Source organism: Candidatus Pristimantibacillus lignocellulolyticus (genome assembly GCA_023639215.1).
Classification (GTDB): Bacteria; Bacillota; Bacilli; order Paenibacillales; family Paenibacillaceae; genus Pristimantibacillus; species Pristimantibacillus lignocellulolyticus.
This window is the reverse complement of record CP097899.1, coordinates 5,255,123-5,268,630: the sequence shown is the minus strand read 5'-3', so window position 1 is coordinate 5,268,630 and position 13,508 is coordinate 5,255,123. Positions and strand designations below refer to the sequence as shown.

The 13,508-nt window shown below is 39.7% G+C and carries 10 protein-coding genes and 6 tRNA genes; 15 read left to right on the top strand and 1 reads right to left on the bottom strand.

Going from position 1 to position 13,508, the window contains the following annotated elements:
* The first annotated feature begins 107 nt into the window (after window positions 1–107).
* The 7 genes from NAG76_23195 (at window position 108) to pdaA (ending at window position 1,793) form a co-directional block, all read left to right on the top strand.
* Window positions 108–183: transfer RNA gene (locus NAG76_23195), tRNA-Asn, on the top strand.
* 4 nt (window positions 184–187) lie between these two features.
* Window positions 188–278, top strand: a tRNA-Ser gene (locus NAG76_23190).
* A 124-nt stretch (window positions 279–402) separates the two neighbouring features.
* Window positions 403–477: transfer RNA gene (locus NAG76_23185), tRNA-Glu, on the top strand.
* A 3-nt stretch (window positions 478–480) separates the two neighbouring features.
* A tRNA-Thr gene (locus NAG76_23180) sits at window positions 481–556 on the top strand.
* Between the two features lie 7 nt (window positions 557–563).
* Window positions 564–638, top strand: a tRNA-Gly gene (locus NAG76_23175).
* 6 nt (window positions 639–644) lie between these two features.
* Window positions 645–721 (top strand) — tRNA-Pro (locus tag NAG76_23170).
* Window positions 722–989: 268 nt separating this feature from the next.
* The gene (gene pdaA / locus NAG76_23165) at window positions 990–1,793 is read left to right on the top strand and encodes a delta-lactam-biosynthetic de-N-acetylase (protein URN96917.1); all 804 of its coding nucleotides are present in this window, start codon (window positions 990–992) and stop codon (window positions 1,791–1,793) included.
* A gap of 164 nt (window positions 1,794–1,957) precedes the next feature.
* Here pdaA and yhbH read toward each other — a convergent pair whose 3' ends face one another.
* Window positions 1,958–3,109, bottom strand: coding sequence for a sporulation protein YhbH (gene yhbH / locus NAG76_23160; GenBank protein URN94680.1), 1,152 nt, complete (start codon window positions 3,107–3,109; stop codon window positions 1,958–1,960).
* 214 nt (window positions 3,110–3,323) lie between these two features.
* Here yhbH and NAG76_23155 point away from each other — a divergent pair, with 214 nt between their 5' ends.
* From NAG76_23155 to NAG76_23120, 8 genes are all read left to right on the top strand, one after another.
* Entirely contained in the window at window positions 3,324–4,436 is a 1,113-nt protein-coding gene (locus NAG76_23155) for an amidohydrolase/deacetylase family metallohydrolase (GenBank protein ID URN96916.1), read from the top strand.
* The gene (locus NAG76_23150) at window positions 4,402–5,505 is read left to right on the top strand and encodes a DgaE family pyridoxal phosphate-dependent ammonia lyase (protein URN94679.1); all 1,104 of its coding nucleotides are present in this window, start codon (window positions 4,402–4,404) and stop codon (window positions 5,503–5,505) included. Before NAG76_23155 ends, NAG76_23150 begins: the two co-directional genes overlap by 35 nt.
* Before the next feature lies 1 nt (window position 5,506).
* The gene (locus NAG76_23145) at window positions 5,507–6,262 is read left to right on the top strand and encodes a KDGP aldolase family protein (GenBank protein ID URN94678.1); all 756 of its coding nucleotides are present in this window, start codon (window positions 5,507–5,509) and stop codon (window positions 6,260–6,262) included.
* Window positions 6,255–7,271, top strand: a complete 1,017-nt coding sequence (locus NAG76_23140; GenBank protein ID URN94677.1) for a sugar kinase — start codon at window positions 6,255–6,257, stop codon at window positions 7,269–7,271. The genes NAG76_23145 and NAG76_23140 overlap by 8 nt, the downstream gene beginning before the upstream one ends.
* Window positions 7,272–7,281: 10 nt before the next feature.
* Window positions 7,282–7,995, top strand: coding sequence for a GntR family transcriptional regulator (locus tag NAG76_23135; protein URN94676.1), 714 nt, complete (start codon window positions 7,282–7,284; stop codon window positions 7,993–7,995).
* 145 nt (window positions 7,996–8,140) lie between these two features.
* Window positions 8,141–8,917 (top strand): CPBP family intramembrane metalloprotease, encoded by a 777-nt coding sequence (locus NAG76_23130; GenBank protein URN94675.1) that lies wholly within the window; start codon window positions 8,141–8,143, stop codon window positions 8,915–8,917.
* Between the two features lie 269 nt (window positions 8,918–9,186).
* Window positions 9,187–10,344 (top strand): exonuclease SbcCD subunit D, encoded by a 1,158-nt coding sequence (locus tag NAG76_23125; GenBank protein URN94674.1) that lies wholly within the window; start codon window positions 9,187–9,189, stop codon window positions 10,342–10,344.
* 3 nt (window positions 10,345–10,347) lie between these two features.
* Window positions 10,348–13,488 carry an SMC family ATPase gene (locus NAG76_23120; GenBank protein URN94673.1) on the top strand — a complete coding sequence of 1,047 codons (3,141 nt, stop codon included), beginning with the start codon at window positions 10,348–10,350 and terminating at the stop codon, window positions 13,486–13,488.
* Window positions 13,489–13,508 lie beyond the last annotated feature (20 nt).

Below are 13,508 nucleotides of genomic sequence, written 5' to 3'. Positions count from 1 at the left end.
GGTGCAAGCCCTATGATTGATACACAGTTCGAATCGACAGCAATGGAGAGAAGAATTAGCCAATATCAATCACATGTTCAATACATAAGTATTAGAACGCTTAATGTTCCCTGATAGCTCAGTTGGTAGAGCACTCGACTGTTAATCGAGTTGTCACAGGTTCGAGTCCTGTTCGGGGAGCCATTATGGAGAAGTACCCAAGTGGCTCAAGGGGACCCTCTGCTAAGGGGTTAGACTGCGTAAGTGGTGCGTGGGTTCGAATCCCACCTTCTCCGCCATTTTCACTTTGGAACATAACAGAAAAATATTAAATATAAATATTGTAGTTACTATAATATTGTGATAATATGATTTTTGTTTCCAAAAAGATAGCAAGATTGCTAGATTAGTGTCACATAGTAAGGCCCGTTGGTCAAGTGGTTAAGACACCTCCCTTTCACGGAGGTAACAGGGGTTCGAGTCCCCTACGGGTCACCATCAGCCGTTGTAGCTCAACTGGTAGAGCAACTGACTTGTAATCAGTAGGTTGGGGGTTCAAGTCCTCTCGACGGCACCATTTTTTTGCGGAAGTGGCTCAGCGGTAGAGCATCGCCTTGCCAAGGCGAGGGTCGCGGGTTCGATTCCCGTCTTCCGCTCCATTTTTACGGGATGTAGCTCAGCTTGGTAGAGCACCTGGTTTGGGACCAGGGGGTCGCATGTTCAAATCGTGTCATCCCGACCAGATTATTACATTTAACTCTTTAGCTTTTTGCTAGAGAGTTTTTTTGCGTCTTTCTTTAGGTTAACATTCAATTGTATTAATAAAACCTAAAATGGGTATCTTAACGTAACATGGAAAAACATTTCCGAATTCATTTTTTATGATATTGAAGAAAATCAGTTTCATTCAAAAAGTGTTAGCGTTTGTAGTCGTGTCTTTATATAAAGATGAAGTGAAGTACATCGAAAATACATAAAAAGATTAGGAGGAATTGTTTGTGAAATCGAAGATGAAGTTACTCGTTATTTTTATGGTACTCTTATTATGTACAACAGCGCAGTTTTCGTATGTGAAAGTGTCTGCTGCAGAGCAAGATAAAACACAGCATTTTGGATTTAAAAGAAGTTTGAATGAGAAGTTACCATCCATACAAGAGGAAGGCTTCGCGGATATTATTGAGAAGAATGAAGCATTATTTCTAGGTAACACATCAAAAAAAGCTCTCTATCTTACATTTGATAATGGATATGAGAATGGTTTTACTGCACCGATACTCGATGTATTGAAGGAAAAACAAGTACCAGCGGCATTTTTTGTTACTGGTCATTATATTCAAGATCAGCCCGAACTAATTAAACGTATGGCTAAGGAAGGTCATATAATAGGAAATCACTCTTGGAGTCATCCGGATATGACGACAATGAGTAATGATCAGATTCGTCAAGAACTTGCAAAGGTTAAAGAAGGCGTCGCTCAATTAACAGGCCAAACGAATATGAATTACTTAAGACCACCAAGGGGCATATTTAACGATCGAGTACTAGCAATTAGCCATGAAGAAGGCTATATCAGTGCCTTTTGGTCACTTGCCTATAAAGACTGGGAAGTGAATAAACAAAGAGGTGCTGATTATGCTTATCAACAGGTGATGAAGCAGCTTCATCCAGGTAGCATAATGCTTATTCATTCCGTATCAAGCGATAATGCTGGGGCACTAGCACGTATTATTGATGATGCGAGAGCGAAGGGATATACATTTGAAAGTTTGGATCAGCTTATGGCGGAAAAATTGTTAGGTAATTTATTGCCATAGTAATGTTATAGTTGTAGTAATATTCGAATATAGACTAGCTACTGAGTGTTATAACATATAGTAAGTAAAGACCCTCTTATCCATTGAAAACTTGGGTGGGAGGGTCTTTCTATGTTTCTAATTAAGGCTATTGAACTAAGATAAGCATCATCATGAAAGATAGCTCATGTCGTTGGCTGCTTGGCAAAGAAATGGGTGAGCGCCTTATAGACTTCTCCCTTATCTTTAATGATGGAAAACTTGAACTTTTTATTCGAAATATGTTTATACGCACTCATAAGTGTACTGTTTCGATTGTACTGATTAATCTCTCCGTAACCAAACATATTACTTACTTCCATTAGCTTCTCAATTAAGCGTACACAGCGTTCGTTATCAGAGGTAAGGTTATCACCGTCCGAGAAGTGGAAAGGGTAGATATTCCATAATGCTGGCGGATAACGTTGCTCAATAATATCAAGGACACGTTGATATGCTGAAGAGCATATGGTACCACCACTTTCACCACGAGTGAAAAACTCCTCTTCTGTTACTTCTTTCGCTTCAGTATGATGAGCAATATAGACAATCTCAACATGCTCATACTTTCGTCTAAGAAATCTACTCATCCAGAAGAAGTAAGAACGCGAACAAAATTTTTCGAAAGCGCCCATACTGCCGGATACATCGAGTATTGCAAAAATAACGGCATTAGATTGTGGTTTTACAATTTCTGTCCATGTTTTATAGCGTAGATCATCAGGCGAGATGCCGCCTATACCTGCTTTGCCTTCATTAGCATTTCGTCGTAGATTTTCTAGTAACGTGCGTTTTTTATCAATGTTCGACATGATCCCTTTTTTGCGAATATCATGGAATACAATTTCTGTTGTTTGCATCTGATCTTTCTGTTTCTGTTCCAAATTCGGAAGTTCCATTTCATCGAAAAGCATATCCTCTAATTCATCGATACTAATCTCAGTATCAAATACATCTTCGCCGGGTTGATCGCCAGCATCCTGACCTTTACCTGGTTTTTTGCTAAGTTGAGGATCTACCCCAAGTACATCTCCAACTTGAGAATCCCCATCCCCCTGACCAACATGTTGCTTTTTGTTGTAATTATAAATGAAATGAGCTTCATCTAGACTCTTAATCGGTACTTTAACCGTTCGGCGACCATCAGATAAGATGATGCTTTCATCAGAAACTAGATCAGGCAAATTATTTTTAATAGCTTCTCTTACTCGCTGCTGGTGCCTAGCTTGATCATTGTATCCTTTACGATGTAAGGACCAATCCTCACGAGATACGATAAATAGGGGCTGTTGTTCCACTCTGGTCCACCTCATTTCAGAATCCACATTTACTATGTATACATTGTATGCAAGGCTGAAGCATGTATGATGAAAAATGAGAAATGTTTAAACATTATAACGTTATATTGTATTTCTTGATTTTTGTGCTATTCTATACTTATAGGTGACAGCAGTACGAATTTAGAAATGAGATAATAAAAGAATATTGTAGCAGCGGAAGTAGGTGATTACCATTCAGGGGCAGTTAGTATTAAGTAAAGTTAAGCGCATCACTGGAGAATTAATCGATATTGTTATCGCGAACGGAGCTATAGTCGAAATAGTAGAAGCCGGAAGCGGATTAGGAAGTCGTATTGTGGATTGCACCGATACTTATGTATCAAGTGGATGGATTGACATGCATGTGCATGCCTTCCCGGATTTTGATCCATATGGTGATGAGATCGATATGATCGGAGTTAAGCAAGGCGTAACAACGATTGTTGATGCAGGAAGTTGCGGTGCGGACAGAATTGCGGAATTGGTTAAGAGCAGTGAATATGCCGATACCCGCGTATTTGCCTTTCTCAATATTTCAACAATTGGGCTAGCAAGAACAGACGAATTATCAAATCTTGAGTGGATTGATAAGGATAAGGCTGTGCAGGTCGCTCAATATTTCGATCAGTTCATTGTTGGATTGAAAGCTCGAATTAGTAGTAGCGTAGTAGGGGATTGTGGTCTAGCTCCGTTAAAAATTGCTAGAGAAATAGCTAACTTAACTTCACTACCGCTAATGGTTCACATTGGCTCAGGACCACCGAACATTAAGGAGATTATGCCGCTACTTGAGCAAAAGGATATTGTTACACATTATTTAAATGGGAAAAGTAACAATCTTATTGATGAAGTAGGAAATCCAATTGAGGAGTTACTGGATGCGCTAGCTCGTGGCGTTCATCTCGATGTGGGGCATGGTTCAGCTAGCTTCTCCTTCAAGGTTGCGGAAGACGCCAAGCGTCATCGCATCGATCCACACACAATTAGTACCGATATATACCGTGGGAATAGATTGAATGGACCCGTCTATAGTATGTCGCAAACGCTCACTAAGTTTCTTCACTTAGGTTATTCACTTCAAGAGGTCATTGCTGCAGTGACAACTCGAGCAGCCGATTGGCTGGAGAAGCCAGAGCTAGGGCGTATTCAAGTCGGCGATTCCGCTAATTTAACCTTATTTACAGTAAACAATAAAAAGACTGAACTTATCGATTCCGAAGGTGTTCAGCGAACATCGGACATAAGAATAGAAGCTAAAGGAGTAGTTATAAATGACAAATTCATTGAATGCGAAATATGGTCTTAAGCGAGTAATTAATGCTAGTGGACGAATGAGTATTTTAGGTGTATCTGCACCTACTGATTCCGTGATGAATGCTATGAAGCATGGCGGACAACAGTATGTAGAGATTGCGGATTTAGTGGATAAATCGGGTGATTATATCGCGCGTATTCTTGGCTCAGAGGCAGCGGTGGTCGTCAACTCAGCTTCCAGTGGCATTGCGTTATCGGTTGCAGCTATTGTAACACAAGGGAATCGACGTAAGAGCTTGCGTCTTCATCAAGAGGTCATCACTAAAAATGAGATTATTATTCTTAAAGGTCATAACGTACAATATGGAGCGCCTATCGAAACGATGGTATATTTAGGTGGAGGAAAGTTACTCGAAGTTGGCTATGCCAATGAGGGTAAGACCGAGCATATAGAGGAAGCAATCTCGGAACATACAGCAGCAATTTTATACGTCAAATCACATCATTGTGTTCAGAAGAATATGATTTCAGTCGAGGAAGCATGGGAAGTTGCCCAGCGTAACGGCGTACCGCTCATTGTAGACGCAGCTGCTGAAGAAGATATTCAGAAATATGTGAAGTGTTCTGACCTTGCGATTTACAGCGGTTCGAAAGCTATAGAAGGTCCGACATCTGGTATTGTCGGCGGCAAGCGCACGTATATCGAATGGGTTAAAGTACAATTGCATGGTATTGGAAGAAGTATGAAAGTTGGTAAGGAAACTACCTTTGGATTGCTGCAGGCACTTGATGAATATATTAACAAAACGGACAATAGTGAAGCAGAAAGAGCTACACTGCAGACGCTAATGCCACTAAATGAAATAGAAGGACTACAAGTGAGCGTTGTTCAAGATGAAGCAGGCCGAGCTATTTATAGGGCACGAATTCAAATCGACCAAGCGTTGGCACTTACGACAGCTAAGCAAGTGGTAACCGAGCTACAAGAAGGCGAAATAGCAATTTATACACGCGATTACGGCGTAAAACAAGGATATTTTGATATCGATCCACGTCCTTTACAAGGTGATGATATACAAGTTATTGCTACAGCGATTCGCGAATTAACAGGGGGAAAATAAAATGTCAAATCTATCAAATCGTTTTTATAAAAATCGTGTTTCTCTTAATGTTCTAGTTAATAGTATTGAGAATGCTAAAGAGGTATTTGACGCGGCTGAAGGTTATGTACTTGCAGGAGTTTTATCAAAGGATTACGCTACAGTGGAAGAAGCAGTTACAGCGATGAAAGCATACGGCAAAGAAATAGACGATGCAATATCTATCGGACTAGGAGCGGGGGATAATCGCCAAGCGGCAATTGTAGCTGAAATCGCTAAGTACTATTCAGGCAGCCATATTAATCAGGTGTTTCCATATGTAGGGGCAACTCGCGCTAATCTTAATGGACAGCAGAGCTGGGTTAACAGTCTAGTTTCTCCAACTGGTCGTGTAGGTTATGTCAATATTTCTACAGGGCCAGTAAGTGCGATACAGAGCGAGCAGGCGATTGTTCCAGTTAAAGCAGCAATCGCACTTGTCCGTGATATGGGAGGGCAAGCATTGAAGTTTTACCCGATGAACGGATTAGCTTGTGAAGAAGAACTGCGTGCCGTAGCACAGGCATGTGGTGAGGAAGGATTTGCATTAGAGCCTACAGGCGGAATTGACAAGATCAATTTCGAGACTATTTTACGGATTGCACTTGAAGCTAATGTGCCGCAAGTCATTCCACACGTCTATTCTTCGATTATAGACAAAGGAACAGGTAAAACGAATGTTGCAGACGTTCGAGAACTACTTGAAGTCGTGAAAAGACTGGTTGACCAAAATGGTTAAACAGATTGCTGTATTTGGTGAAGTGATGATGCGTTTACAAGTACCGGGTTATGAGCTACTCACTCAAGCTAATAGCTTGAATTATTCATTTTCTGGTACGGGTGTTAATGTCGCTTCAGCGTTGTCGCGATTTGGGCATCATGGCTATATTATAACAACATTGCCTGCTAATGCAGTTGGGGATGCGGCAGAAGCATATCTCCGTAGATTAGGGATAGCAACTACATCTATCATAAGAAACGGTCAATATATCGGCATGTATTTCTTGGAAAACGGATTCGGCGCAAGACCTAGCCGGGTGACCTACTCTAATCGTTTAGGGAGCAGCTTCAATATTGCGCCTGAAGGTATATATAATTATGAAGCTATCGCTAAGCAAACAGATATGGTGCATTTTTGTGGCATTACGCTAGCAATGAATGATTCGGTCAGGCACCATATGAAGACTTTAGCACGAGCAGTTAAAGAGAGTGGAGGGATTGTTGTCTTTGATTGCAATTATCGTCCTACTCTTTGGGGGCCAGATGGCTATGATAAAGCGAAGCCGCATTATGAAGAGATGCTACATTACGCTGATATCGTTATGATGAATGAAAAGGATGCGATGTTCGTGTTAGGTATGAATACCGAGCATGAAAGTCGTATGGAGCAACTTAATGAGTTGATTCCGCTTGTCGCTAGCTCGTATGGCATTCCGTTAATAGCGGGGACACACCGAACGATTAATGCGGATAATACTCACTCGCTGCTAGGCTATATGTATAAAGATCAATCTTTCACTTTTGCAAAGAAGCTTACCTTCTCTATTTATGATAGAATAGGTGCTGGTGATGCTTACACAAGTGGTATCTTGCATGGTGAGCTTAGCGGATTTACATCAGAAAAAATCGTTGAGTTTGCATCAAACGCTGCCATGCTAGCACATACAATAGTAGGCGACACGCCAATGTCATCTGAGCACGACATTCTCCGTGTTATGACTGAATCTATAGGAGATGTGGAAAGGTAGTGAAGGCTACATGAGCTTATCTCGTAAAACAAGGCCTCTATATTTACAAATTAAAAATATAATTAAAGATCGGATTTTGCATGGCGCTTATCCTATCGATACGAATATTCCTTCGGAGCCTCAATTAGAAACCGAATTCGAAGTAAGCAAAATTACGGTTCGAAATGCCATCAAGGAACTGGTTCAAGAAGGATATTTGGAAACAAGTAGTGGCAAAGGGACAAAGGTCATTCGCAATACGTCCGCAACTAAATTGTCAACTTCAAAGCGATTTACCGAAATATTAGTTGAGGAAGGAAATCGCATTGAGAAGCAATTACTACGTACAGAAGTAATGACCAACAGAGACGGTGACGAGCTCTACCAATTATTTGGGGAGCAATGTATCCGTATTGAACGTGTTTATTTCCTCAATGATTCACCGTATATTCATTACACGCATTATTTGACGATGAAGCAGGGAAATCTTGAACTCGTTGATATGAGTGCACAGTCGTTGTACGGTATGCTCGAAGAAAAGGCTATATTATTGTCTAAGTTTCGTGATCAATTTGCCGTCGGGATTGCACCTACAGATGTAACAACGACGTTAGATGTGAACAATAAGACACCACTTCTTAAGCGATCACGGTATTCCTATGATGAAGCGGGAAACATCATTGAATTCAGCGAAGGTTATTATAATACGGAAATACAGCAATACATCGTAAATTATGATGTGTAGTTTATAAGCTTTAATTTACAGAAAATTATAAAATTTTAAATTTCATTCCATATTATGGTACGATATCTTCTGTCAGCATTTCAGTCATAGTTCTTTCTTCATAAGCTGATTTTTTATTATTGTACTAATATGAGGAGTGAATCAGATGACCGAAAAAGTTGTTCAAGTGAAAGTGAAAAAGGAACGCCCAGTATTATTTTCTATTTTAATAGGTATACTACTTACCTTATTAGTTTCAGTTGCTTCTGCCATTTCAGTAATTATGGAATTTGAAGAAGTTGGAGTTATTATCGCACAAGGGATAGCTTTTCTTGTGATGGGTATAGCAATGACACTCTATATGAAAAAGAGAGCCTCTTCATTTGCTGCATTTGGCTTCAAAAAGCTTAATTTCAAGTCACAGAAAGCAACACTATTCTATATCCCATTATTAATCATTGCTTTAGTTCAACCGATTATGGGTGGGTTCAATGTAGAGTTAACCGTCTCTAAAATTGTGTTGCTTATTGTGTTTTCTGTATTTGTAGGATATACGGAGGAAGTTGTATTTAGAGGTATCATTCGAGAGCGATTACTCTCGAAAGGTCCACTGTTTTATATTGTATTTTCATCAATTCTTTTTGGAATACTTCACATGGCAAATGCGTTAAGTGGAACTGATGTGGTTGAAGTTCTGCTACAAGTTGTTAATGCATTTCTAATTGGACTTATTCTTGCTTTATTAATTGAAACTAGTAATAATATTTGGCCTTTAATAGCTTTTCACTTTTTGTTTGATGCTCTTGCACAACTTACGAATCCGGAAATTGCTGATCGTTCGTTAGAAGTGGTTTCGATCCTTAATATTTTCTATATGGCATATGGTATCTTCTTAATAGCTGTATTGGTAAAGCGAAGAAAGCTCAATAACAATACTAGATGATAGCCATTGGAGCATCGTACAGTCTATCGAGCGATGAGAGTACCATTTGTAGTAATGAAATGCTCAAGGACGCGCTAGTAGAGTGTAAGTATAGTATATTAAGATAAAGATAGGGCTGAGTATATCATTGAGAAAATGATGTATTCAGCCTTTTTGGCATCTAATTGTAGAATGTGAACGTAACTATTCACTGGTAGGACGTAAGTGCAAAATGGTACACTAGATATTGTTAGTTGAATAGTGAATTCATGTATGGAAGGATGAACGTATTGAAAATTTTTCATACAGCAGACTGGCATTTAGGAAAAATAGTACAAGGCATCTATATGACGGAAGATCAAGCATATGTGCTTGAACAATTTGTTAGAGAAGTTGAGCAAGAGAAACCAGATGTCGTAATTATCGCAGGTGATCTATATGATCGAGCTGTACCGCCAACGGAGGCGGTAGATTTACTGAACAATATACTTGAGCAACTTGTCCTAAAGCTGAAAATACCAGTACTTGCGATTGCAGGTAATCATGATAGTCCAGATCGAATTGATTTTGCTGTTAAATTAATGGAGCGTAACGGTCTATATATAAGTGGACAGCTTCGTTATCCGATAGAACCTATTATTATGCATGATCAATTTGGAGAAGTTCATTTCTATCTCATACCGTATGCTGATCCAGCTATCATTCGTCATCTAATTGGTGATGAATCTATTCGTTCGCATAATGATGCGATGACGGCAATTGTTAATCATATTAAGAGCAATTGGGACGCATCTGCTAGACATGTGCTTATTGGACATGCTTTCGTAACTCCTTATGGAGAACAAGAACAAAATACTAGTGATTCGGAGCGTCCCTTGTCCATTGGTGGAGCAGAGTATGTAAGTGCTCAATTATTACAAGATTTTCACTATGTAGCTCTTGGACATTTACATCAAGCACATCATGTTGGTATTGAACATATTCGTTATTCTGGATCACCATTGAAATATTCGATCTCTGAGGCGAATCATCATAAAGGATATCTTGTCGTTACTCTAGATGATCAAGAGGTTACAATCGAGAAAATAGCACTAGAGCCAAGACGAGATATGCGCCGTGTCATTGGAGCTATTGATGACATTGAACGTCATTCGCTTAACGAAGATTATGTATACGTTACTTTAATAGATGAAAATCCAGTACTTTTCCCGATGGAGAAAATTCGAGCAGTATACCCTAATGCAATGCATGTAGATCGTATTGCATCTCAACGAAATCATAAGGAAGATGATCAAGATGAGTCTACCACAATGAAGAAGCACGAGTTGAAACCACTTGAACTATTTGCAGCCTTCTATGAGGAAGTTAGAGGAACGGAATTGACGAATGAGAAGCGGGAACGTTTTGCAGAAGCGTATGAAAAGATGATACAGGGGAGTGAACAATAACGAATGAGACCAATAGAGTTAATATTAACGGCATTCGGCCCCTATCGCGAGCGTGAAGTCATCGATTTTCGTGAATTACAAGATCATCGTCTCTTCGTTATATCAGGTAATACAGGAGCGGGCAAAACAACAATATTTGATGCGATATGTTTTGCGTTATACGGTTCGGCTAGTGGTGAAGATCGTGCGGAGGCGAGAATGCTTCGAAGCCAATTTGCCGATGAAAGTGTTCACACCTCCGTAGAATTAAGCTTCATGGTAAAGGATAAGCAATATCGCATATTACGTCAGATGAAACATCGTAAAGGTAATAACAAAAGTGAGACAGGTGAAAAGATTGAGTTATACGAAGTAACAACTCAGGGTGAAGTACCTGCGGTCGATCGCTTTGTTGTTAGTGATGTTAATATGAAGCTTGCTGATGTTATAGGGCTGACTAAGGATCAATTTAGTCAAATTGTCATGTTACCACAAGGTGAATTTCGCAAGCTATTAACGTCCAGTACAGATAATAAAGAAGACATCTTACGTAAAATATTCCGAACCGAAAAATTCGATGAGCTTGAGCGGATTGTAGGGAATCAATATAAAGCATTACAAGAGCAATTTAGAGAACAACAAGGATCACAATTAAGTACGATTGGTCACATCGCTGAGCACTTGCCATTACGTGAAGGGACTACACTAACGGCTACATTTGCTCAAGAGCAGCGTAATGTATTCCAAGTGCTAGAAGCACTTGTCGAAGAGCAAGACTATTATGAGTCTGAACTACAGCGTTTAGAACAACAGAAAATTGTTCACGCTGAACATCTATCTCAATCTAGAAGAGCGTTGCAAGAAGCAGAACAGACAAATACTAAGTTAGTAGAATATTCGCAGAAGCAACAAGAGCAGCATGATTTACTAGAGCAACAGACACATTTTGATACACTGCAAGTCCAAATTCAACGTGGAGAACAAGCGTTATTTGTTTCGGCGTATGAAGCGCGATATGAACGAGCAATGAAACAACAGGAACAACGCCAACAGCAACATGAGTTACTAAAATTAAAACTAGTGGAAGCTAAGCAACATGCAAGTGAGACACAACTACGATATGTTGAACAGGAACAACAACAGCTTGTGAGCAAGCAAGTGGAATTAGAATTGCATGAATTACAACAGCTACTTCCAATTGTTCAGCAATACGGTCAATTTCAGCAAGACTTTGTACTAGCAGAGCAACGAGAACAAAGTAGTCAAAGAAAACTTCAAGAGTTAGAAGAACAAATGCTTCAAGGTAAGGACAAGCGTCTTCAACTACAACAGTTTTTACAAAATGTTGATCAGTACGGACAACAAGCTATGCAACTGCAATCCGTAATGAGCGAAGTAGAGCGACAAGGTAAATTAGTAAGCAGAATGTTAGAATACGCTAAAGAACTACAGCAGATGGAAGAACATAAAATAATACTACATCAATCTGTAGTGTCAGCGAAGCAACAGTTACTTCATTTGGAGCAGTTATGGATTGAAGGACAAGCTAGTGAATTAGCTAGACATTTACACGATGATATGCCTTGCCCAGTCTGTGGCAGTGAGGTACATCCACAGAAAGCAGAACGATTAGTAGAGATACCAACTAGAGTTCAAATCGATGAATGTAAAGCTAATCACATGAAGCATGAGCAACAATTATTATCATGGCAGGCACAGCGCTCGGCAAAGTTCGAACTTCTTGAAGGGCAGATTGTTGGACTTGAAGAGTCATTACAGCAGGTGTTAATTGGCGTTCTTAAGGCTGATAACTATGATGGAGCAAATCTCCAACAAGTATTAGAACAACAACAGCAACAGTTGCGTGGCAATTGGAAGCAATCGAAAGAACAATTTGATCAATTGCAAATTAAGTTAGATATTGCCGAAGGTCACAAACAGCAATTATTACAATTAGAGCAACAGCTCGAACAGCGAGAGTTGCAAAGAAATCAATATCAGACAGATCAACAGCAAGCGGCAATCCAAAAAGCAACACTTGGGTCGCGATTGGAGCAATTAGAACAACGTGTTCCACTAGAACTTCGCAATGTAAGTAGTTTACAGCAGCAATTGTTACAAAAGCAGCAACAACTTGCTAGATTTATCGAGCAGTGGAAACAGATTGTAGATGAAAAGGCCGCAGCAGAAAGATTATTAACTGCTTCCATCACTCAAGTTGAACATACAGCACAAAGTCTACTTAGCGATGAGCAAGAGTTAGTTCATAGCGAAGCAGAATATAAACAGCAATTAGTTGAAGCGGGCTTCCAGACAATGGAGCAATATGCGGCTGCAAAGCTATCAAAACTAGAACTTGAACAAATGATCGCATCATATTCCGCATATCGTGATCAACTAGCTAGACTAGCTACTCAATTAGAATGGCTCCAACAAGCTATAGCAGGCAAACAACTCGTCGATTGTATTCCGTTACAAGCAAAGTTAGAACAGTTACAAGTGGAATTTGAACATATTATTGCATTTGAGAGCCAAACTCTTCATTATCTTAATGAAATTAAGCAATATACGATTAAGCTACAAAGTAATAGAGGGCAATTACAAGAACTTGAACAGAATTTAGCGATTGTCGCTGATCTATATACGACAATGAAGGGTGATAACCCACTGAAGTTATCATTCGAGCGATATATTCTTATTGATTATTTGGAACAGATTATCGTAATGGCAAATATTAGATTAGCTAATTTATCAAATGGCCAGTTCGAACTTAGACGTAGTGACCGCCTAGAGACGCATGGTAAGCAAAGTGGACTCGGACTAGATGTGTACGATGCTTACACTGGACAGAATCGTGATGTTAAGACATTATCAGGCGGCGAAAAGTTCAATGCGGCATTGTGTCTAGCATTAGGAATGACGGATGTTATTCAATCTCATCAAGGCGGAGTTTCCATTGAAATGATGTTTATCGATGAAGGATTTGGCTCGTTGGATGAGGAATCTTTGCAGAAAGCAATTGGTACGTTGATTGATTTACAGCGAGCAGGACGAATGATCGGAGTTATCTCACATGTGCAAGAGTTGAAGGACGCTTTACCTGCATGCTTAGAGGTGTCGAAAAATCGAGATGGACATTCTCAGACTAGGTTTATGGTGAAATAAAAAAGACTCATCAATTTCTC